Raw genomic sequence first — 21,379 nt, 5'->3', positions numbered from 1 at the left:
CCCGGCTGGTGTCGCCGATACTCCTCTGGGATCCGCCGCGCCGGCGTCCCTCAGCTCGCCTGCCCCCCGGTGTCCGGCCCGCCGCCGGCCCCCTGGGCCCCACCGAGCAGCCGCGCGGCGTCGGTCCGGCCGCGTCGGGTGCCGCTCTGGTAGGAACTCATCATCCGGCGCACCTGCTCCGGCGGGCGCACCGTGTCGTCGTCGTCAGCGTCCGATGCGGACGGTTCGTCGCGCAGTTCCGGCGTGATACTCGCCTGTCGCACCCGCACGGGCAGCCCGGCGGTGGTGAGGTCCGGTTCGGCTCGGTCCGGCGCGCTCTCCCGGGACCCGGTGCCGTCCAGTGGTGCGGCATCGGTCGCGCGGCCGGCACCGGAACGGTCGGCTGTCACCGCCGCGGTGGGGACGGTCGGGTCGTCCAGCGCGGGCTGCCGTCGCCGGACACGCGCCGGCAGCCCGGACTCGGTCAGCCGCGGCGGGCCGGTGTCCTCGGGCCGGGAGACCGGGACGGCCGGTCCGACCGGCACGCCGGCCTCGGTCTCCTCGCGCTCCTCCGCCTCCGGTGCCGGTGCCGGTGCCGGTGCCGCGGGCTCGACCACGGCCACGGGCGTGGCCGGCTGCTCGATGGCCGGGCGCGCCGGCGCGGCCGGCGTCAAAGTGGCGCCCGTGGGGGATCCGCCGGAGCCGCCCGGGGCGACGCCGCCGTCGGCGATCAGCTCCAGCGGGATCAGCACCACCGCCGTCGTGCCACCGTACGCGGACTCCTTGAGCTGCACCCTCACGCCGTGCCGCTCGGTCAGCCGGCTGACCACGTAGAGGCCGAGGCGGGACGCGTTGGCCAGATTCAGCTCCGACCGGTCGACGATGCGGTGGTTGGCTGCGGTGAGCTCCTCATCGCCCATGCCGAGGCCACGGTCCTCGATCTCGACGGCGAAGCCGTTGGCCACCATCTGGCCGCGTACCTCGACGCTGGTGTGCGGCGGCGAGAAGGAGAGAGCGTTCTCGATCAGCTCGGCCAGCAGGTGGATGACGTCGCCGACGGCCCGACCGGTGAGCGACACCGGGCCCAGCGACAGCACATTGACCCGGGTGTAGTCCTCGACCTCGGCCACCGCGCCCCGGACCACGTCGACCATCGGCACGTTCCGCCGCCAGGACCGGCCCGGGGTGGAGCCGGAGAGGACGATGAGGTTCTCCGCGTTGCGACGCATCCGGGTGGCCAGGTGGTCGACCCGGAACAGGTCCTCCAGCTCCTCCGCGTCGTGCTCCCGGCGCTCCATGGCGTCGAGCAGGGTGAGCTGGCGGTGGACCAGCGCCTGGGTACGCCGGGCCAGGCTGAGGAACACCTCGCGGACGCTGCGCCGCAGCTCCGCCTGCTCGACGGCGGTCCGGATGGCGGTCTCCTGCACGACGTTGAACGCCTTGCCCACCTGCCCGATGTCGTCGTCGCCGAACTCGAGCGGGGGCGCCTCCCGGCCGACATCGACCTCCTCGCCCCGGCCCAGGCGCTCCACCACGCCGGGCAGCTGCTCGTTGGCCAGGTGGAACGCGGCCTCACGCAGCCGTTCGAGCTGCTGGACCAGGGCCCGGGCGGTGGTGATCGAGACCACGATGGACGCGATGACGGCGAGCAGGCCGAGGCCGGCGGCCAGCACCATGCGGATGATCACCCAGACGGCCACCGGGGTGGCCCGGCCGACGAGCGCGTCGCCGGCGGCCAGGACCACGTCCTCCTGCTCTTCCAGCGCCGGGGTGACGGCCGCCTGCCACTCGTCGGCCGAAACCGGCAGGGGACGGTTGGGACGCGCGTCCTTCATCAGCCGGTCCTCGATAACCCGCAGCCGAGTGAAGGCCCGACCCTCGGTCATCTGCACGTACCGGTCATGGTCGGCGGCGGGCAGCTCGGCGACCGCCTCGGCGGCGAGGAACCGTTGTGCGCCGACCAGCCGGGTGAACGACGCGTACTCGTCGTCGGTGATGCGCTCGGCTGCGGCGACGCCGGCGAAGAGTGCGTCCTCCTGAGAGATCAGCTCGCGCACCCGGACCAGCTGGGTCAGCGTCGCGGTGTCCTTGGCGATCTCCTCGTCGTCGAGTTTGCCCAGCGAGGAGTAGACGCGGAAGAGCGAATCCAGGACCGCGTTGTAGGCGGCGGCCGCGGCCCCTCGATCAATGGTGCGGGCGGCCACCGCGTCGCGCACCGGGCCCAGGGAATCGAGCCGGCCGACCACCTCGTCGATCCGCTTCACCAGATCGTCACTGGACGCGAGGCGGGCCCGCCAGGAGCGGGCCGACTCCGCGAAGGTGCCGGCCAGCTGCTCACTGCGCTGACGCTGCTCCCGCAGTTGCTCGGCCGCCTTCGGCGAGGGCCGACCGAGATACGCCACCGACATCCGGCGTTCCTGCTGCAGCGCGGTACGCATCGACTCGCTCGGCTCGGCGACCTGAACGTCGAGCGTCTGCACGCCGAGCACGTTCATCCCGTCGCGAAGGGTGACCCAGGCCGCGAACGCCCAGAGGGCGGCCAGCGAGACCAGCAGGGCCACGACCTTCGTGCGCAACCGTGTATTGCGGGAACCCATCACACCGCCCTCAGCCGGTCTGCACAAACGTTCGGGAGTTGGCCGAAACACGTGTGACGCCGGCCCCGGCGCACGCTAGCAGTGTCGCGAGTTTCACTCAAGGAGTGCTCGGGCACGAACCGGCGGGGACGCCCGCTGTCGCACGGCTCAGGCGCTCGCCGGCCAGGTGCCGGGCGGCGATCAGGGCGGCCCGCACGATCAGCGGCGGGCAGTAGAGATCCTTGTCGTGCCACAGTGGAGGATGGTAGGCGTCCGCCGGCACCCGCAGGTGACCGACCGCCCGAGCGAGTGCGGAATCGATCTCCGGTCGAGGGCGCCCGGCCACCAGCACCTGCACGGCGTACGCCGTCTCCTCGGCCGTGCCGCCCCAGCGCCCGAAGGATCCGTCGACGCCCTGGTTGGCGAGCGCCCAGCCGACCGCCCGCTCGACGGCGGGTGCCACCCCGGGTCCATGCTGGCCGGTGAGAGCGGAGAGCGCCGAGGCCGTGGCGTAGTAGGGGGAGGCGTGCCACCGGTCCGACCAGGAACCGTCCGGGTGCTGCTGGTCGAGGAGCCAGGCGGTCAGCCGCCGGGTCACCGAGGACGCCCGCGCATCGGCCCGGGCCCCCAGTCGGTTCAGCGCCTCCAGCACGTGGGCGTTGGTGGTGACGGACGCGCCGTCCTCCCCCTGCCAGGTGCAGAAGTGCGTGCCGAGGTCGTATCGGAACAGGCAGGACGGGTCGACGGGGTGACCGAGCGCGGCCAACGCGTACAGGGTTGCCGCGGTGGTGTCGGCGTCGGCGGGCAAACCTGGTCCGGTGGCGACGCCGTCGGGGCCGAGCGACGCCCGGAGCCCGGCGGCGATCGGTGCCACCGCCGGCACGGGAATGCCGGCCCTGGCCAGCGTGCTCAACACCCAGGACCGTTCGAAGACCGTGATCGGCGTCGCGCAGGGGGTGGCCCCCTGCTGGCCGGCCACCGTCTGGTCCAGGTACTGGGTGGCAAGGTGCTCGCGGGCGTCCGGCGTACCCAGCCACGCCGCGGTCGCGGCCGGTGACGCGCCGATCGCCCCCACCGGGGTCGGTGCCACGGACGGCAGACGCCGGGCGGCAGGGCCGAGGACCTCCAGCGCGTGCAGCAGCTTCTGCGGAATCGGCGATCCGGAGTGGACCAGCCGCCGGACCGCGTCGAGCCGACGCCGACCCATGCCGGTGGGCACGGGCGGGCGGCACCCCCGCCAGCCGGCCAGCCCCTCGGGCGGATCCGTCAGGCGCTCGCCGATCCGTTCCACCAACGCGGGGACGATCAGGTCGCACGCCGGAAGGTCGGGCACCGGGAACGTCGCGGGGCCTTCGAACGGGTCCAGCAACATCTGGAGCGCCCGGTCGACCGCGTGCAGCACACCCTGACGGGACCAACCGGCCGGCTCGTCCCGATCCAGCGTCGCCAGCAGTCCATCCACGACGCTGAGCGTCGGGACGAGGGCGTAGCCCTCCGGACCACCCCAGCCGCCGTCGGCGCGTTGGCTCGCCAGCAGGAAGCGGACCCGTTCGGCGTGGTAGGTCAGCCAGGGTGCCAGCGCGACGAGGCGGGCCGTCTCGTACGGCGAGGCGGACGAGCGGCCCGGGGGTGACGCGGCCAGGTCGGCGACCAGACGGGAGGCGTCGACGGCGGGATCCGGCAGGTCGGCGGCCCGGACGTCGCCGGGCGCCGACACCTCGGCGGTCATGCGACGCCCCAGAAGTCGGTGAACCGGTAGAACCCGCTGGTGTGACCGAGCTGGCGGGTCAGGTAGGCCGCCTCCCGCGGGTGCTGGGGACGAAGTTCGTCGACGAGCGCCATGGCCTGCCGCATCCGGGCGGCGAGTTCGCGCTCGACGACCGACCGGTCCGTGACCAGCATGAGGGCGTTGAGGTCCCCCCAGCGGCGGTCCCGCTCGTAGGTGCCCAGGTCGTTGACGAGTCGCAGCGCCCGCTGCACCGCATCGCTGGCGGCCACCAACGGACCGAGCCGGGTGTGCGCCGCCGGCCCGCCGTTGCGGATCCAGTGCGCCACGTTGACCACCGTGCACCCGAGGTTGTCGGCGTTGGCGAGGTACTCGTCGAGGCCGGGGCGACCGGCGTCGCTCCCGGCCGCACGCCAGCGCCACTCCCGACGCATCGCCACCAGTGTCCGCTCCGCCGCATCCCGCCACTCGCCGCTCAGCGTGGCGAAGGCGGGCACGGCGGCCAGCTCCGCGCGAAGCTCGGCGAGGAACCGGCCGAGCGGATCGTCCGGTTCGGCCGGTGCGCCATCGGCGACCGCGAGCTGGCGTCGTACCAGCATGTCGAGCTCGCCGATGGACCTGATCTCGTGGTCCACCTGCCAGTCCAGGGCGAAGCCCCAGAGCACGAAACGGTTGGTGAGCCGCAGCTCCGTGGCATCGCACCAGGGTGCGCTGAAGGCCATGGCCAGCGCGATGCTGCTGGCCAGCGCGGCGTCGAAGGGCCCGGCGCCGAGGAGGTCGGGATGTTCCGCCATGCAGCGCTGCAGGTCGCGCTGCCCCTGCGCGGCGAGGGCGCAGACGCGTCCGTGCTCGAACGCCTCGCGCAGCTCGTCCGTACCGGCGTCGGCGGGTGCCAGCGGGCTCATGCCGATACCCGAAGGTTCGGTGTGAGCGTGAGCAGCACCCGCTCCCGCGGGCGTAGCGACGCGGCGAGCTGCGGGTTCGGCATGCCGGGGGTGCGCAGCCGGTACCGGAAGCGGCTGAGCAGGGTCGCCACGATGAGCGGAGCCTCCAACTGGAACAGGTACTGTCCGATGCACTGGTGGGCACCGCCACCGAACGGGTAGTAGGCGTAGCGGTGGGACCGTCGAGGTCGGTCGGGGGCGAACCGCTCCGGGTCGAACACGTCCGCCCGCTCCCAGAAACGGGCCAGCCGCTGGGTGACGTACGGGCTGAGGACGATGGTGCCGCCGGCACGGATCCGGGTGTCGCCGATGACGTCGTCGGCGACGGCCGTCCGTGGCACCAGCCAACCTGACGGGTACATCCTGATCAGCTCGTCGAGCACCATCCGGGTGTAACGGAGCTGCTCGAGCTGCTCGCGACTGATCGGCTCGCCCGGGGTCACCACCCGGTCGATCTCGTCGTACAGCCGGGCGGCGATGTCGGGAAGCTGCTCCAGCAGGGGAAAGAGCCAGGTGAGCACCACGTACGTGGTCTCCGTCGTGGTGGCGAACATGGACACCAGGTCGTCGCGGACCCGTTGTTCGCCCAGTTCCCGCCCGTCCGCGTCCCGCGCCCGGGCGAGCGCGGCGAGGATGTCGTCGCCGCCGTCCGGGTGCGCCCGTTCGGCCCGGACCAGTGGCAGCAGGATGTCGTCGATGTTCCGCACGGCCTGGCGGAAGGCCCGGTCGCCGGGCATCGGCACGACGTCCGGCAGGAACGGGGCGAGCAGCCGGAACCGCAACGCGGTGGCCACGGTGTCCTGCTCGGCGACCACGCGGACGCCGTCGGCGACCTTGATCTTGTCACCGAAGAAGACCCGGATGACCGCCTGGCAGATGATCCGGGAGATCTCCTTCGCCGCGTCCACCGGAGTGCCGTCCCGCGCCGGCTCCGCCAACTCGTCGACAGCCTCGCTGATCGCCCGGCTCATGTCCTCCACCACCGCGTCGATCCGCTTGGCGGTGAAGTGCGGTTGGAGCCGTCGCCGGCTGCTCTCCCACTCCGGGCCCTCGGAGAGGATGCCGTCACCGGCCAGCTTGCGCACGGACTTCCACATCATGCTGTTGCCGGCCCGGGTGTAGTTCGCGGCGTTGTCGCGCAGGACGTGCTGGACGTGCGCCGGCTCGGCGACCAGGTACGGGCGGATCGTGCCGAGATTCAGCTGGACGACCTGGCCGGGCGCGCGGTCGGCGAGGCCGACCAGGGTGCCCAACGGGTCCGAGAGCAGCCCGCGCAGGGTGCGGTGCAGGGGTGCGACGTGCGGTCGGCGGGCCACTGCCCGGGAAACTGTTGCCTCAGCCATGGCTCACCTGCACAGGATCCTCCCTCAGACACTCATCACCACACAGGGCACAGGGTCGCTCACTCGTGGTGTACAACCCATCGCGGAGAGCATGCCACCTGCCAGGCTGATCTTGCCAGAGCAAACCGAGAACAATTCAGGATGTGCTCCACAGGGGATTCCCGCTCCCGCCAACCGATCGACATCGGATCGGCCCGCCGGTCGCTGCGAGGCTGACGGGCATCCACCACCGGCCCACTGGGCCGGCCGGGCCCGGGCACTGTCCAGCTCGGCCCGGTCCCGAGGCACGGCCCCGCCGCTCCGGGCCGGAGTTGTCGGAAGCCACGGCGCCCCTGTCATGGTGGGAGAACCCGGGCGCGTCCGGCCCCCCTGTGCCAGGCTCAGGGGCATGGACGACAAGACCATCCTGAACCGGATCTCCGAGCTCGTCGACGAGGAGCACCGGCTGCGCACGGCCGCGCAGGAGAACGAGGCCGGCACCGACGACGCGACGCGCGAGCGGCTGCAGGCGTTGGAGGAGTCCCTCGATCAGTGCTGGGACCTGCTACGTCGCCGGCGGGCGGCCCGCCAGGCGCACGGTGACCCGGACGCCCAGGGCGAGCGCCCCCTCTCGGAGGTCGAGCGCTACCTCCAGTGACCGACGGTCCCGGCGCCACCGGTCGACCAGATGCCGCGTCCCGGGCAGGCGGTTCCCTGCCCGGGACGCGGCACGCTCAGCGCAGCCCCGCCTCCCGCAGCAGCAGCCCGGTCAGCTCGGCCGAATCGGCGGCCGTCGCCAGCCCGCGGGCGGCGAACCAGGTGCCGACGACCCGGACGTCCCGGGCGAGGAACTCGGGACCCTGCGGGTTGGCAACCACGTCGACCACCTGCGGCAGGTCGATCATGACCAGCCGCCCCCGGTGCACCAGCAGGTTGTACGGCGACAGGTCGCCGTGCGCGTACCCGGCCCGGGCCAGCACGGTCAGCGCGTCGACGAGTTGCTCCCACAGGTCCCGCAGCTCGGCGCCCTCGGGACGGAGCTGGGCCAGCCGTGGCGCGGCCTGCCCCTCCTCGGCGTCCCCGACGAACTCCAGCATCAGCTCGGTGCCGAGCAGCTGCACCGGGTACGGCACCGCGATCCGCCCGGAGGCGGCGCCGATCTCCCAGAGCCGGGCCAGGGCCGCGAACTCGGCCGCCGCCCACTGCCCGGCGATCATCTGCCGGCCGAACGCGGTCCGCCCGGTCATCGCACGCATCTCCCGGGACCGGCGGACCCGGCGCCCCTCCAGATAGCCGGCGTCCCGGTGGAAGAGCCGGTGCTGCGGGTCCCGGTACCGCTTGGCCGCCAGCAGGCAGGAACGGTCGGTGTCCGGCACGGCCCGGCGGACCAGGTGGACGTCCGCCTCCTTGCCGGTCTTGAGCACGCCGAGTTCGGTGTCCCGGGCGGCCAGCTCGGTGACCAGCCAGTCGGGATGGGGCTCGGGCCCGTGCACGGCCTCGTCCCAGGAGGACCAGGCGTCCTCGGGTTCGGGCTCGTCGTCGGTTTCGGTCAGAACCGGCTCGGCGTGCCGGCCCCGCTTCAGGAAGTGCGGTTCGTCGTCGTCAAAGCGGCTCTTGCCGCGGCCACGGCGCTGCGGCGCCGGGAGGTCGTGTTCACGCACGGGTGGGTTGATCCTTCGATCGAGGCTGATGGAGGCAGGTGGGACGACCCTGCAAAGACGGCCATGACCGACCTCCTCTCCTCGACCGGGCCCCGCCCGGCTGCGCCCTCGCGCGGCCCCATGCTGATCGCCGGGGACCGGGCGGGTCAACCGAATTAGCCGGCCAGCACGGCGGCCACCGCCGCGATCGCCCCGTCCGCCGTCCGGGTGGGCGCGAACCGGGCGTCCGACCAGCGGCGTCCGCGGTGCAGCCAAACGCTGGGCAGGCCGACGGCGGTCGCTCCGCCGATGTCGGCCTCCGGGCTGTCCCCCACCACCCAGGCGCCGCGCAGCGGCATCCGGACGCGCTGGGCGGCGAGCGCGAAGATCCGGGGGTTGGGCTTGCTGACCCCGGCCTCCTCGGAGATCACCCAGTCCGCCACGTACCGGTCCAGGCCGGTACGGCGGATCTTCGTCTCCTGCTGGCGCACCACACCGTTGGTCACCACCACCGGCACCCAGCCGGCGTCGTCGGCGATCCGCAGCGCGCAGGCGACCAGCGGGTCCAGCCGGGTGTTCGTCACCACCCCGTCGTGCAGCTCCTCGACCAGGTCGATGGAGGGAATGCTCAGCTCGTACCGCTGCCGGACGGCGTCGGCGACGTCCCACCGGTCGGTGAGCCCGTCGGCATCGACGGAGAGCAACCAGTCGATGTCGTCGGGTGGCGCGCCGATGCCCGCCAGGAACCGCTCACCCCACGCGCGAAACGGCCTCTCGCGGTCGAGCAGGGTGTTGTCCAGATCGAGCAGGAGCAGCGGCACTCGGGCACCCTACGGGACCGAGGGGTGCCGACGACAGGGTTGAGGGCCCCCGCAACCATCCGTCAGGCGAGCAGGGTCGTTCGGGGGAGCCCCTGGTCGGGCAGGCGGTCGGCGAGCATGGTGTGTGCGGCCCGGGTGGCCGCCAGGGCGGCCGGGTCGAGCGTGGCCACCAGCACGTCCTCGCCGGTGTCCGCACCCCGGGCCAGCGCCCGCCCCTCCGGGTCGTACACCGCCGCGCCGCCGTTGAACAGCCACGGTTCAGTGCCGCCGACGGCGTTGGCGAAGACCACGTACATGGTGTTGTCCAGGGCGCGGGCGGCGTAGTAGAGATCGCGCCGGTGCGCCGAGCCGGCCAGGTAGCCGCTCGGGCAGAGGTAGCCGTGCGCCTGGTCGTCGGCGGCGGCGCGGCCGTGTTCCGGGAAGCAGCCGTCGTAGCAGATGCCGAGGCCGAACCGCCAGCCGTCGACCACCAGGGTGGCGCCCCGCCGGCCGGCGTCGAACAGCTCCCGCTCCCCGTCCCAGAGTTGCTGCTTGTCGTAGGCCGCGCGCACGTCGCCGGTCGGGGCGACCACCAGCGCCGAGATGGTGCGCCGCCCGTCCGGGTGCCGCACCGCCGCACTCACGACCACGGTCGTCCCGCCGTCGCGGGCGGCCGCCCGCAGCGGATCCAGCCGCGGGTCGTCGACCCGGCCCGCCCCGTCGGCCGCCAGGTCGGTGCCGGCCGGGTCGGCGGCCAGGGTCGGCGGGTGGTAGGCCGGCAGGTACAGCTCGGGCAGCACCACGAGGCGGGCGCCGCTGGCCCGGGCGACCAGGCGCGCGGCGGAGGCCGCGTTGCCGGCGAGATCACCGGGGACCGGGGTGGCCTGGACAGCGGCCACGGTCAACGGGCGGGCGGGAAGCGGCGCGGTCTGGGTCACCCGGCGATCCTAAACCGGATCTTGCCAGCCGGTTGATCATGCAAACCCGCATCTCAAGCCGTACGTACGGTTTGCGCCAGCGGGAGTGACCTGGAACGATCGTTCCGTGCCCAGAGTAAGTCAGGACCAGCTCGACGCGCGCCGGCAGGAGATCCTCGCCGCCGCGCGGGCGTGTTTCGCCCGACACGGCTACGAGGGCGCCACCGTCCGACGCCTGGAGGAGGCCACCGGCCTCTCCCGGGGTGCGATCTTCCACCACTTCCGGGACAAGGACTCCCTCTTCCTCGCGGTCGCCGAGGACGATGCCGCGGTGATGGTCGAGACCGTCGCGCGCAACGGTCTGGTCCAGGTGATGCGGGACCTGCTGGCCCGGGCGGTCTCCCCGGACACCACCGGCTGGCTCGGCAGCCAGCTGGAGGTCTCCCGGCGGCTGCGCACCGACCCCGCGTTCGCCAAGCGTTGGGCGGAGCGCTCCGCGGCCATCGCCGAGGCCACCCGGGAACGCCTGCTGCGCCAGCGGGAGGCCGGGGTGCTCCGCGACGACGTACCGATCGACGTCCTGGCCCAGTTCCTGGAGCTGGCGTACGACGGGTTGGTGCTGCACCTGGCGATGGGCCGCCCGGCCGGTGACCTGGGCCCGGTGCTCGACCTGGTCGAGGAGGCCGTCCGCCGGCACTGACCGGCCCCGGTCTCGGTCCGGTAACCCGCCCCACCGGCCGGATCACCGCTGGCGGGGCTGCTCCACAATGGGCCGCGATCCCCCTCGCGACAGGAGCACCGCATGACCGTCCTCGCCGCACCGGGCGACACCTGGGGCATCCCCGGCCCGGTCTTCCTGCGCTGGTACCTCCTGGCCGCGGCCGTGCTGGTCGTGGGCACCCTGATCCACCGGTCCCGCGGGCTGGCCGGCGTGGCCGTCACGAGCGGCGGGCAGCTCGGGCCACAGCAGGTCGCCTACCTCAACGGCGGCGACCAGCTCGCCGTCTGGACCGCGCTCGGCGGGCTGCGCCGGGCCGGCGCGGTGGACGTGCACCCGGACCGGCGGATCGTCGTCGGCGGGCCGATGCCGGCCGGCGCCACCCCCTTGGACCAGGCCGTCCACAACGCCGCCGCGCGGGGCGTGCACTCCCGGGAGCTGCGCCGCGACGAGTGGGTGGTCCGCGCCGTCGACCAGCTGCGCGACGGCCTCGAGCAGCGCGGGCTGGCGCTGGGCAGCCACCGGCGGGCGGCGCTGCGGCGCGGCCCGATACTGATCGGCGCCCTCCTGGCGCTCGGCGTGATCCGGACCTTCGTCGGCCTGTCGAACGACCGCCCCACCGGATACCTGATGCTCACCCTGGTGCCGCTCTTCATCGCGTTCGTGCTGCTCAGCCGGGTGCCGTGGCGCACCCGGGCCGCCGACCGGGCGTTGCGCGAGCTGCGTCGCAAGCACACCTGGCTGCGCCCCTCGGCCGCCCCGGCGTACGTCACCTACGGCCCGTCCGACACGGCGATGGGGGTGGCCCTGTTCGGCACCGCCACCATCTGGGCCATGGACCCGGGCTTCGCCGAGCAGGCCGAGATCCAGCGCCAGGCGATCAGCGCGAACGGCAGCTCCGCGGGCAGCTCGTGCAGCAGTGGCAGCTCCTGCGGCGGGGGCAGTTCCTGCGGGGGCGGCAGCTCCTGCGGCGGGGGCGGGTGCGGCGGATGACCGGCCCGGCGACCCGAGCCGCCACGGCGACGCCCGCGACGGCACCGGCCTCCGCCGGGGCGGACCCGCCGCTACCGGAGGGCCCCGCGGGCGTCGGCATCGGCTGGCGGCCGGAGATCGCCGGCTTCGTGGCCGGGCTGCCCGGACTGCGCTTCGTCGAGGTGGTTGCGGAGACCGTCGCCCCGGGCGGTCCGCTCCCGGACGGGCTCGCCGAGCTGCGCGGGCGCGGGGTGACCGTCGTACCCCACGGGGTGAAGCTCTCCCTCGGCGGCGCGGAGCCGGTCGACCCGGCCCGGGTGGCGCACCTGGCGGGGGTGGCCGCTGCGGTGGACGCTCCGCTGGTCAGCGAGCACATCGCGTTCGTCCGGGCGGGCGGCGTCGAGGCCGGCCACCTGCTGCCGCTGCCGCGCAGCCGGGAGGCGGTCGCCGCGGTGGTGGCGAACGTCCGACGGACCCGGGCGGAGCTGCCGGTGCCGCTGGCGCTGGAGCCGATCGCCGCGCTCTTCGACTGGCCGGACGACGAGCTGGACGAGGCCGACTTCCTCACCGAGATCCTCGACGCCACCGGGGCGCTGTTGCTCCTCGACATCGCCAACGTGCACGCCAATGCCCGCAACCGGGGCGGCGATCCGCTCGCCCTGCTGGACCGGCTGCCGCTGGACCGGGTCGCCTACGTCCATGTGGCCGGCGGCGCCGAGCAGGGCGGCTTCTACCACGACACGCACACCGACCCGGTCCCCGCCGAGGTGCTCGACCTGGTCCGCGAGCTGTGTGCCCGGCACCGCCCGCCGGCGCTGCTGCTGGAGCGCGATGGCCACTACCCGGCCGCCGCCGAGCTGCGCGGGGAGCTGGACGCGCTGTCCACCGTGTCCGGCTTCCCGGCGGTCACGTGAGCGCCCCGGCCGGCCCGGCGACCGGCGACCTGGCGGCGCGGCAGGCTGCGCTGGTCGCCGCACTGGTGGCGGGCGGTCCGCTGCCGCCCGGATTCGCCCCGACGCCGGTGGCGGCGGCCCGCCGGGCGCTGCTGCGTAAGCGGGCCGGCGACGTGGCGCGCCACTGGCCGCTGCTCGCCGCCGGTCTCGGTGCCTCCTGGGCGGCCACCTTCGCCGGCTGGGCGGCGGCTCGCCCCACCAACGGCTCGCTGCGCGACGGCTGGGACCTGGCCCGGGAGCTGCGGGACCGGGGGACGCTGCCGCCCCTGGGCGCCGAGGAACTGGCCACCCGCGACGCCGCCGGCCGCTACGACGGCCGCACCGCGCCCCGGCCGCGCCGGTTGCCCGCCGTCGCCCGGGCCGGCGGCGCCGTCGCGGTGCAGGTCGCCGGCCGGGTACGCCTGCTCCGCCCCGCCGCCCGCTGAGGCGGGGTGGCAGGCCGTCCTGGGGGTACGGCAGGATCAGCCCCATGGATCTCGGACTGGCCGACCGGGTGTACGTGCTCACCGGCGCCTCGCGCGGCCTCGGCCTCGCCACCGCACAGGCCCTCGTCGCCGACGGCGCACGGGTGGTGATCTCGGCCCGGGTGCCGCAGCGGGTGGCCGAGGCGGTCGAGCTGCTCGGCGGGCCACAGCGGGCGATCGGGCTGACCGCCGACCTGACCGACCCGGGCACCCCGGAGCGCCTGGTCGCGGCGGCGCGGAAGCAGTTCGGCCGGCTCGACGGCGCGCTGATCTCGGTGGGCGGGCCGCCCCGGGGCACCGCCGCCCAGGTCACCGACGAGCAGTGGCGGCAGTCCTTCGAGACCGTCTTCCTGGGCACCGTGCGCGCCGCCCGGACGGTGGCGGCCGCGCTCACCGACGGTGGCGCGATCGGGCTCGTGCTCTCCACCTCGGCCCGGGGGCCGGTGCCCGGCCTCGGCATCTCCAACGGCCTGCGGCCCGGCCTGGTCGGGGTGGCCAAGGACATGGCCGACGAGTACGGGCCGCGCGGCGTACGGGTGGTCGGCCTGCTGCCCGGCCGGATCCTCACCGACCGGAACCGGGAGCTGTTCGCGGCCACCGGCGATCCGGAGCGCGCCCGCGCCGAGGCGGAGTCGGCCATCCCGCTGGGGCGGGTCGGTGACCCGGCCGAGTTCGGCCGGCTGGCCGCCTTCCTGCTCTCCCCCGCCGCGAGCTACGTCACCGGGGTGACCGTGCCCGTCGACGGCGGCGCGCTGCGCGGCCTGTGACGGTGCCGCGGTGACCGAGCGACGCGGGTCGGGGGGTGCCCGGCCCGACCCGTCCGGCCCGACGAACGCGCGGCCCGACCCGTCCGGCCCGACGAACGCCCGGCCCGGCGCGGCCCGCCCCGACCCGCCGCGCCCGCCCGGGGAACCGGCCGGGCGGCGGTATCCCCGCCCGACGAAGGAACAGCTCGCGGCGGCGGTCGACAAGCTCCTGCCGGACGTCATCGCGCCCGGGCTGGACGTGCTTTTCGTCGGGATCAACCCAGGGCTGTGGTCGGCGGCGACCGGCTGGCACTTCGCCCGGCCCGGCAACCGGTTCTGGCCGGCGCTGCACCGGGGCGGCTTCACCCCACGCCAGCTGCACCCGAGTGAACAGGACGCACTGCCCGGTCTCGGCCTCGGCATCACCAACATGGTCGACCGGGCCAGCGCCCGCGCCGACGAGCTGACCGCCGGCGAACTGGTGGCCGGCGCGGAGGCGCTCACCGCCAAGGTCGAGCGGTACCGCCCTCGCTGGGTGGCGGTGGTCGGGGTGACCGCGTACCGGATCGGGTTCGCCCGGCCGAAGGCCGGCTTCGGCCCGCAGCCCGAGCGCCTCGGGCCGGCCCGGCTCTGGGTGCTGCCCAACCCGAGCGGGCTGAACGCCCACTTCACGCCGGAGACGCTCGGCGCCGCCTTCGGCGAGCTGCGCGCCGCGGCGGTGCCGGGTGACTGATCCGACGGTCCCGGCGCCGGAGCCGGACTGCTGGCTGCACCCGGACGTCGCGTGCGGCCCTCCCCGATCGCCGGGCGCGGTCTGTTCGCCCGCGCGGCGCCGCCCGCCGGCAACGTGGTGTCCCGGCTCGGCGGCCGGCTGGTCACCACCCGACAGCTTCGGGCGACCCTCGCTGCCGCGGCCCGCGACCCCGGGCGCGCGTACGCGACACCATCACCGTCGCGGCGGACGGTATCTGATGCTCCCGCCCCGGCCGCCGAACGGCTACGGCAATCACAGCTGCGACCCGAACCTGTGGTGGGTGGGCGCCACCAGCACCGGCGAACCGGACTTCGCCATGGCCTGCCGCTGCGGCTCGGCACCGTGCCGTCGTACGCATCCGCGCAGGCGCTGCCTGACGCGGCACTAGTTCGCTGCGGCCGGGGGCAGTGCCTCCTGCGCCACGTACGTGCCCAGCGGCACCGTGGTGACCACCGGCTCCGGCTGCTCCCCCTCGACGTACGGGGCGGGCGAGTCGGCGACGGCGAACTGGGTGCGGTACAGCTCGGCGTAGAGCCCGCCGACGGCGACCAGCTCGTCGTGCCGGCCGCGCTCGACGATCCGTCCCTCGTCGAGGACGAGGATCTGGTCGGCGTCGCGCACGGTGGAGAGCCGGTGGGCGATCACCAGCGCGGTACGCCCGGCCAGCGCCACGGACAGCGCCCGCTGCACCGCCGCCTCGCTCTCCGAGTCCAGGTGCGCGGTGGCCTCGTCGAGGATGACGATCGACGGGGCCTTGAGCAGGAGCCGGGCGATGGCGATGCGCTGCTTCTCGCCGCCGGAGAAGCGGTAGCCGCGCTCGCCGACGGTGGTGTCCAGCCCGTCGGGCAGCGCCCGGACCAGGTCGGCGACCTGAGCGCCGGCGAGGGCGGCCCAGATCTCGTCGTCGGTGGCGTCCGGCTTGGCGTAGCGCAGGTTCTCCCGGATGGTCTCGTGGAACAGGTGCGAGTCCTGGGTGACCACGCCGATCTCGTCGCGCAGCGAGGCGAGGGTGGCGTCCCGGACGTCGACGCCGCCGACCAGCACCTGCCCGTCGGTGACGTCGTAGATCCGGGAGATCAGCATGGACAGCGTCGACTTGCCGGCGCCGGAGGGGCCGACCAGGGCCACCATGTGTCCGGGCTCGACGCCGAACGAGACGCCCTTGAGCACCGGCTCGTTGACCGTACGGTCCAGCGCGGCCACCTCCTCCAGGGAGGCCAGCGACACCTCGGCGGCGCTCGGGTAACGGAACCGCACGTCGCGGAACTCGACCCGGCCGTTGCCCCGGGGCACCGGCACCGCGTCGGCCTTCTCCGCGATGGCGGGGCGCAGGTCGAGCACCTCGAAGACCCGGTCGAACGAGACCAACGCGCTCATCACGTCGACCCGGACATTGGACAGCGCGGTGAGCGGCCCGTACAGGCGGGTCAGCAGGAGCGCGAGCTTGACCACGGTGCCCGCGCTGACCGCGCCGGTGATCGCGAGCCAGCCGCCCAGGCCGTAGGTGAGGGCCTGGGCGAGGGAGGCGACCAGCAGCATCGCCACGAAGAACGTGCGCGAGTACATGGCGGACTGGATGCCGATGTCGCGGACCCGTTCGGCGCGGCGCGCGAACCGGGCGGCCTCCACCTCGGGCGAGCCGAAGAGCTTCACCAGCAGCGCGCCGGCGACGCCGAACCGCTCGGTCATGGTGGCGTTCATCTTCGCGTCGAGGTTGTACGACTCCCGGGTGATCTCGGCCAGCCGCCGGCCGACCCGGCGGGCCGGGATGATGAAGATCGGCAGCAGCACCAGCGCCAGCAGGGTGATCTGCCAGGAGAGCACCAGCATCGCGCCGGCGGTGAGCACCAACTGGATGACGTTGCTGACCACGCCGGACAGGGTGGAGGTGAAGGCTCGCTGCGCGCCGAGCACGTCGTTGTTGAGCCGGCTGACCAGCGCGCCGGTCTGGGTCCGGGTGAAGAACTGCAGCGGCATCCGCTGCACATGGTCGTAGACCTTGGTGCGCAGGTCGAGGATGATGCCCTCCCCGATCCGCGCCGAGTACCAGCGTTGGGCCAGCGAGAACAGCGAGTCGGCGACGGCCAGCACGGCGATGATCAGCGCGAGCCGGACGACGGTCGAGCCCGCGTCGGCGCCGCCACCGGCGATCGCGTCGATGACGTCACCGGCGAGCAGCGGGGTGGCCACCCCGATCACCGCGGCGATCACCACGGTGAGCAGGAAGACGGCGATGTCCCGCCGGTACGGCCGGGCGAATGCGACGATCCGCTTGGCGGTGCCCTGTTTGAGCTGGTGGGTGGAGATCTCGTCCCGGTTGCGCATCGACCGGAGCATGCCCCAGCCGCCCATGCCGCCACCGGCCATCGGGTTGGACACTCGTCACCTCCGGGTCGTCGGGCAGCCCTGCACCGTCGGGTCAATCCTCCCGACGACTACGACAACCTCGCGAGTAACCCGGATCTTCCCGAACGGTCCTTACTATTCTCCTCGTCCGGCCAGGTCGCGCAGCCGCCGGGTCTGCGCCTCGCGCTCCGCGCGCTGCTGCTCGGCGTGGGTACGCCCGGCAGCCCCGGCGAGCAGCGCCTTGATCTCCACGATCGCGTCCCGGTTGTTGGCCAGCAGCCCGGCGGCCAGGTCCCGCACCGCGGCATCCAACTCCGCGTTGGGCACCACGAGGGTGGCCAGCCCGATCCGGTCCGCCTCGGCGGCGTCCATCCGGCGGCCGGTGGCGCAGATCTCCAGGGCGCGGGAGTAGCCGACCAGCTCGACGAGGCGCTTCGTGCCGGCGAGGTCGGGGACCAGGCCGAGGGTCACCTCGGCCATGGAGAGCCGGGCGTCCTCGGCGAGCACCCGCAGGTCGCAGGCGAGGGCAAGCTGAAAACCGGCGCCGATGGCGTGCCCCTGCACCGCCGCGATCGAGACCACGTCGGGGCGGTGCAGCCAGCTGAAGCCACCCTGATATTCGGCGATGCGGTCGGCGCACTCCTGCTCGGGCAGGGTGGACAGCTCGGCGAAGGAGCCCGGGCCGGTGGCACCGGCCACCGACAGGTCGAGGCCGGCCGAGAAGGCCCGCCCTTCGCCGCGCACGACGACGACCCGGACGTCGCCGGGCAGATCCCGGGAGAAGTCGCTCATCGCGCGCCACATCGCCGGGGTCTGGGCGTTGAGCACGTCGGGCCGGCACAACGTGACCGTCGCGACCGGCCCGTCGCAGTCGAGTCGTACCCCGGTCGTCTCGGCGGTCACCGGACCGCCCGGGGCACGGCGCTGATAAACGACGCTGGTCGGCGGGTCACGCCTTCTTGCGGCGCCGGGCGCCGCCACGCTGCCGCAGCTGCACGCCGGACTCGGTGAGCACCCGGTGGATGAATCCGTAGGAACGGCCGGTCGAGGCCGCGAGCGCACGGATGCTCTCCCCGGAGGTGTACCGCTTTACCAGGTCCTTGGCGAGCGTCTGACGCTCGGCTCCGACGATCCGGCGACCCTTCTCAGTGCTGGTGGCTGTGCCAGTGGCTGCCATGCTGATTCCTCACGTCCCAGACTGTGCGGTTCGGATACGGTCCCACCTATTAGACCGCCTCGAACGATCATGCGCCAGATATCAACTATTCGCCAACCGACACGCTATGCAATGTCAGCTTCCCGATAGAGTGATCTCTCCGACCGCCCAGCCGGTGCCGCCCCCGCGCGCCGCTGGCCTGGGCGGCGAGCCTCAACGATCGACGCAGGTCAGGCGAGTTCGACGAGTTCGAGGAGGTCGTCGCTCCAGGCGTCCTCGTCACCGTCGGGAAGCAGGATGGCCCGGTCCGGCTTGAGCGCCATGACCGCGCCGGGGTCGTGAGTGACCAGCACGATCGCGCCCGGGTAGCGGGCGATCGCGTCGAGCACCTGCTCGCGGCTGACCGGGTCGAGGTTGTTCGTCGGCTCGTCGAGCAGCAGCACGTTGGCCCCGGAGCAGACCAGGGTGGCCAGCGCCAACCGGGTCTTCTCGCCACCGGACAGCACCCCGGCCGGCTTGTCGACGTCCTCCCCGGAGAAGAGGAACGCGCCGAGGATCCTGCGCAGGTCGGTGTCGGTCTGCTCCGGCGCCGCGCTGCGCATGTGCTCCAGGATGGTCCGGTCCACGTCCAGGGTCTCGTGTTCCTGGGCGTAGTAGCCGAGGCGCAGGCCGTGGCCGGGGCGTACCTCGCCGGTGTCCGGTTCGAGGAGGCCACCGAGCATCCGCAGCAGGGTGGTCTTGCCGGCGCCGTTGAGGCCGAGGATGGCCACCCGGGAGCCACGGTCCACCGCTACATCGACGTCGGTGAAGATCTCCAGCGACCCGTAGGACTTGGACAGGCCGGTGGCGGTGAGCGGGGTCTTGCCGCACGGCGCGGGGGTGGGGAAGCGTACCTTCGCCACCTTGTCCGCGACCCGGACCTCGTCCAGGCCGGCCAGCATCTTCTCGGCCCGGCGGGCCATGTTCTGCGCGGCGACGGTCTTGGTGGCCTTGGCCCGCATCTTGTCGGCCTGGGCCATCAGCGCGCCGGCCTTCTTCTCGGCGTTGGCCCGCTCCCGGCGGCGGCGCCGCTCGTCGGTCTCCCGCGCCTCCAGGTACGCCTTCCAGCCGAGGTTGTAGACGTCGACCACCGAGCGGGTGGCGTCGAGGAACCAGACCTTGTTGACCACCGCTTGCAGCAGCGAGGCATCGTGGGAAATCACGATCAGGCCGCCCTTGTGGTTGGCGAGGAAGCCGCGCAGCCAGGTGATCGAGTCGGCGTCGAGGTGGTTGGTGGGCTCGTCGAGCAGCAGGATGCCGCCGCCGTTCTCGCCCGCGTCCCGGAACAGGATCCGGGCCAGCTCGATCCGGCGGCGCTGGCCGCCGGAGAGGGTGCCGATGGTCTGGGACAGGGCGCGGTCCGGCAGCCCCAGGTTGGCGCAGATCCGGGCCGCCTCGGCCTCGGCCGCGTACCCGCCCAGGGAGGCGAACTGGTCCTCCAGCGCGCCGTAGCGACGGACCAGGCGCTCGTCGTCGGCGCCCTCGGCGAGCTTGGTCTCCAGCTCCTTCATCTGCGCCATGAGCACGTCCAGCCCGCGGGCGGAGAGCACCCGGTCCCGCCCGGTGACGTCCAGGTCGCCGGTACGCGGGTCCTGCGGGAGGTAGCCGATGGCGCTGCGCCGGTCGAGCTGGCCCGCGTACGGCTGCCCCTCCCCGGCGAGAACCTTCAGCGTGGTGGTCTTGCCGGCGCCGTTGCGGCCGACCAGGCCGATCCGGTCGCCCGGCTGCACCCGGAGGGTGGTGTCGGACAGCAGGATCCGGGAACCGGCACGCAGTTCCAGGCCGGTGGCAGTGATCATTTCGGGGTACTCGCTCTCGGGGTCCGGAAAGGCTGACTCAGGGCACGCGAAAGCGCCGGCGGGGTATCAGTTCCCGTCGGCGCGGGGCGGTTCAGCCTTCGCAGCGCAGCACGGGGCCAAGTGTACCGGGCGGCCTCCGCCGATCCCCCGGATTACCCGGCAAGATCATCGGGTACCGAACACGCCGTCCGGACCCGGTCCGGTACCGCAACCACCACACACGGACTAATCGGTGATCGGGGTCAACATGGAGCTGAACGAGAACGCGCGGATCGACACCAGCCAGGTGGAGGACATGCGTGGGTCCCGCGGCGGCGGGCTGGGCGGGGGTGGCATCCCGATCCCGATCCCCGGCGGGGGTGGTCGCGGGGGGATCATCGGAATCATCATCGCGGTGGTGCTGATGCTCATCGGCGGCGGATTCGGCCTCAGCCAGCTCGGCGGCGGAGGCCAGCAGGCCGACAACAGCTCGCTCGAGGAGAAATGCAACACGGCGGCCGGCAAGCAGGAGACCGACTGCCGCAACACGGCCTACGTCAACTCGATCCAGAACTACTGGGCTTCGGCCATGCCGGACGCCTTCGGAAAGAAGTACGCACCGGTCACCACCCGCTTCTTCAGCGATCAGGTCAGCACCGGCTGCGGGAACGCCTCCTCCGGCGTGGGTCCGTTCTACTGCCCGGAGGACCAGCACGTCTACATCGACCTCACCTTCTACGACACCCTGAAGTCGCAGTTCCACGTCAAGGGCGAGTTCCCGCAGCCGTACGTGCTCGCCCACGAGTACGGCCACCACGTGCAGGACCTGCTGGGCCTCAACGACAAGGCGCAGCAGATGGGCAGCAGCGGCCCGAATTCGGGCTCGGTGCGCCTGGAGCTGCAGGCGGACTGCTTCGCCGGGGCCTGGGCGCACCACGCCACCGAGACCAAGAACCCCGAGGGCCAGCCGATCTTCAAGTCCATCGACCAGCAGGACATTCAGGACGCGGTGAACACCGCTGGTGCGATCGGCGACGACGCCATCCAGCGCCAGTCCGGCCGCGACGCCGATCCGAGCCAGTACACCCACGGCACCTCCGCGCAGCGGCAGCACTGGTTCGAGCAGGGCTTCGACACCGGCGACCCGCGTCAGTGCGACACCTTCGGAGCCTCGTCCCTCTGATCCGCGGAGCACGAGGAGGGCCGGCCGCATCATCGCGGCCGGCCCTCAGTCGTCACGCCGGAGCCGCGCGCCGGGTGACCGGCGTCACCGCCGAGGTCGGGGCAGGACGAGCGGATGATCGGACGGATCGCCCCAACCTGATTCCCGGCCGGGCCCGCACGGCCCCTACTCGCCGCGCCGGTGCCCCGTCGGCACGAGAAGCGCGGCGACGCGGCGACCAGTCGGACGAGAGCGGGCATGTCGTCGCTCCGCCTACGAACTTGATGACGTGGATGACTCAGCGCCCCGGACGCAACCGCCCGTCGCCCGCCTGCCCCGAGCCTCCCCCGGCTCGAATCGCGGGCAGCGGACAGCGGACAGCGGACA

The 21,379-nt window shown here is 73.4% G+C and carries 19 protein-coding genes; 8 read left to right on the top strand and 11 right to left on the bottom strand.

Going from position 1 to position 21,379, the window contains the following annotated elements:
* Nucleotides 1-50: 50 nt before the first annotated feature.
* The 4 genes from ACL02O_RS25835 to ACL02O_RS25820 all read right to left on the bottom strand — a co-directional run bounded on the left by ACL02O_RS25835 (nucleotide 51) and on the right by ACL02O_RS25820 (nucleotide 6,568).
* Complete coding sequence (locus ACL02O_RS25835; RefSeq protein WP_412820753.1) at nucleotides 51-2,555, bottom strand: sensor histidine kinase; 2,505 nt, start codon at nucleotides 2,553-2,555, stop codon at nucleotides 51-53.
* A gap of 118 nt (nucleotides 2,556-2,673) precedes the next feature.
* Nucleotides 2,674-4,284, bottom strand: a complete 1,611-nt coding sequence (locus ACL02O_RS25830; protein WP_412820752.1) for a prenyltransferase/squalene oxidase repeat-containing protein — start codon at nucleotides 4,282-4,284, stop codon at nucleotides 2,674-2,676.
* Nucleotides 4,281-5,186, bottom strand: a complete 906-nt coding sequence (locus tag ACL02O_RS25825) for a terpene synthase family protein (protein ID WP_412820751.1) — start codon at nucleotides 5,184-5,186, stop codon at nucleotides 4,281-4,283. Before ACL02O_RS25825 ends, ACL02O_RS25830 begins: the two co-directional genes overlap by 4 nt.
* Nucleotides 5,183-6,568 carry a cytochrome P450 gene (locus ACL02O_RS25820; protein WP_412820750.1) on the bottom strand — a complete coding sequence of 462 codons (1,386 nt, stop codon included), beginning with the start codon at nucleotides 6,566-6,568 and terminating at the stop codon, nucleotides 5,183-5,185. The genes ACL02O_RS25825 and ACL02O_RS25820 overlap by 4 nt, the downstream gene beginning before the upstream one ends.
* Nucleotides 6,569-6,956: 388 nt before the next feature.
* On the opposite strand from ACL02O_RS25820, the gene ACL02O_RS25815 reads away from it, so the two are divergent.
* Nucleotides 6,957-7,205, top strand: coding sequence for a DUF2630 family protein (locus ACL02O_RS25815; protein WP_412820749.1), 249 nt, complete (start codon nucleotides 6,957-6,959; stop codon nucleotides 7,203-7,205).
* A 76-nt stretch (nucleotides 7,206-7,281) separates the two neighbouring features.
* On the opposite strand, the gene ACL02O_RS25810 is transcribed toward ACL02O_RS25815, so the two are convergent.
* The 3 genes from ACL02O_RS25810 to ACL02O_RS25800 form a co-directional block, all read right to left on the bottom strand.
* Nucleotides 7,282-8,208 carry an RIO1 family regulatory kinase/ATPase domain-containing protein gene (locus ACL02O_RS25810; protein WP_412820748.1) on the bottom strand — a complete coding sequence of 309 codons (927 nt, stop codon included), beginning with the start codon at nucleotides 8,206-8,208 and terminating at the stop codon, nucleotides 7,282-7,284.
* Nucleotides 8,209-8,363: 155 nt separating this feature from the next.
* Nucleotides 8,364-9,008, bottom strand: coding sequence for an HAD family hydrolase (locus tag ACL02O_RS25805; RefSeq protein WP_412820747.1), 645 nt, complete (start codon nucleotides 9,006-9,008; stop codon nucleotides 8,364-8,366).
* Nucleotides 9,009-9,070: 62 nt separating this feature from the next.
* A complete protein-coding gene (locus ACL02O_RS25800) occupies nucleotides 9,071-9,925 on the bottom strand; it encodes a carbon-nitrogen hydrolase family protein (protein ID WP_412820746.1) in 855 nt (284 codons plus the stop codon).
* 106 nt (nucleotides 9,926-10,031) lie between these two features.
* Between ACL02O_RS25800 and ACL02O_RS25795 the strand changes: the two genes are divergently transcribed.
* The 6 genes from ACL02O_RS25795 (at nucleotide 10,032) to mug (ending at nucleotide 14,490) form a co-directional block, all read left to right on the top strand.
* Nucleotides 10,032-10,604, top strand: a complete 573-nt coding sequence (locus ACL02O_RS25795; RefSeq protein WP_412820745.1) for a TetR/AcrR family transcriptional regulator — start codon at nucleotides 10,032-10,034, stop codon at nucleotides 10,602-10,604.
* A 102-nt stretch (nucleotides 10,605-10,706) separates the two neighbouring features.
* The gene (locus ACL02O_RS25790) at nucleotides 10,707-11,615 is read left to right on the top strand and encodes a TIGR04222 domain-containing membrane protein (protein ID WP_412820744.1); all 909 of its coding nucleotides are present in this window, start codon (nucleotides 10,707-10,709) and stop codon (nucleotides 11,613-11,615) included.
* The gene (locus ACL02O_RS25785) at nucleotides 11,612-12,508 is read left to right on the top strand and encodes an MbnB/TglH/ChrH family RiPP precursor modification enzyme (protein WP_412820743.1); all 897 of its coding nucleotides are present in this window, start codon (nucleotides 11,612-11,614) and stop codon (nucleotides 12,506-12,508) included. The genes ACL02O_RS25790 and ACL02O_RS25785 overlap by 4 nt, the downstream gene beginning before the upstream one ends.
* Nucleotides 12,505-12,972 (top strand): hypothetical protein, encoded by a 468-nt coding sequence (locus ACL02O_RS25780; RefSeq protein WP_412820742.1) that lies wholly within the window; start codon nucleotides 12,505-12,507, stop codon nucleotides 12,970-12,972. Before ACL02O_RS25785 ends, ACL02O_RS25780 begins: the two co-directional genes overlap by 4 nt.
* Before the next feature lie 44 nt (nucleotides 12,973-13,016).
* Nucleotides 13,017-13,778, top strand: coding sequence for an SDR family oxidoreductase (locus tag ACL02O_RS25775; RefSeq protein WP_412820741.1), 762 nt, complete (start codon nucleotides 13,017-13,019; stop codon nucleotides 13,776-13,778).
* Nucleotides 13,779-13,788: 10 nt separating this feature from the next.
* Nucleotides 13,789-14,490: a G/U mismatch-specific DNA glycosylase gene (gene mug / locus ACL02O_RS25770; protein WP_412820740.1), complete on the top strand. Its 702-nt coding sequence runs from the start codon at nucleotides 13,789-13,791 to the stop codon at nucleotides 14,488-14,490.
* 405 nt (nucleotides 14,491-14,895) lie between these two features.
* On the opposite strand, the gene ACL02O_RS25765 is transcribed toward mug, so the two are convergent.
* The 4 genes from ACL02O_RS25765 to ACL02O_RS25750 all read right to left on the bottom strand — a co-directional run bounded on the left by ACL02O_RS25765 (nucleotide 14,896) and on the right by ACL02O_RS25750 (nucleotide 19,851).
* Nucleotides 14,896-16,878 (bottom strand): ABC transporter ATP-binding protein, encoded by a 1,983-nt coding sequence (locus tag ACL02O_RS25765; RefSeq protein ID WP_412820763.1) that lies wholly within the window; start codon nucleotides 16,876-16,878, stop codon nucleotides 14,896-14,898.
* 114 nt (nucleotides 16,879-16,992) lie between these two features.
* Nucleotides 16,993-17,760, bottom strand: coding sequence for an enoyl-CoA hydratase/isomerase family protein (locus ACL02O_RS25760; protein ID WP_412820739.1), 768 nt, complete (start codon nucleotides 17,758-17,760; stop codon nucleotides 16,993-16,995).
* Between the two features lie 46 nt (nucleotides 17,761-17,806).
* The gene (locus tag ACL02O_RS25755; protein ID WP_007462679.1) at nucleotides 17,807-18,034 is read right to left on the bottom strand and encodes a helix-turn-helix domain-containing protein; all 228 of its coding nucleotides are present in this window, start codon (nucleotides 18,032-18,034) and stop codon (nucleotides 17,807-17,809) included.
* A gap of 209 nt (nucleotides 18,035-18,243) precedes the next feature.
* A complete protein-coding gene (locus ACL02O_RS25750; protein WP_412820738.1) occupies nucleotides 18,244-19,851 on the bottom strand; it encodes an ABC-F family ATP-binding cassette domain-containing protein in 1,608 nt (535 codons plus the stop codon).
* A 247-nt stretch (nucleotides 19,852-20,098) separates the two neighbouring features.
* Between ACL02O_RS25750 and ypfJ the strand changes: the two genes are divergently transcribed.
* Nucleotides 20,099-21,013, top strand: a complete 915-nt coding sequence (gene ypfJ / locus ACL02O_RS25745; RefSeq protein WP_412820762.1) for a KPN_02809 family neutral zinc metallopeptidase — start codon at nucleotides 20,099-20,101, stop codon at nucleotides 21,011-21,013.
* The last annotated feature ends 366 nt before the right edge of the window (nucleotides 21,014-21,379 follow it).

It is taken from the genome of Micromonospora mangrovicola (assembly GCF_047200535.1).
GTDB lineage: Bacteria > Actinomycetota > Actinomycetes > Mycobacteriales > Micromonosporaceae > Micromonospora.
This window is presented reverse-complemented; position numbering and strand designations above follow the sequence as displayed.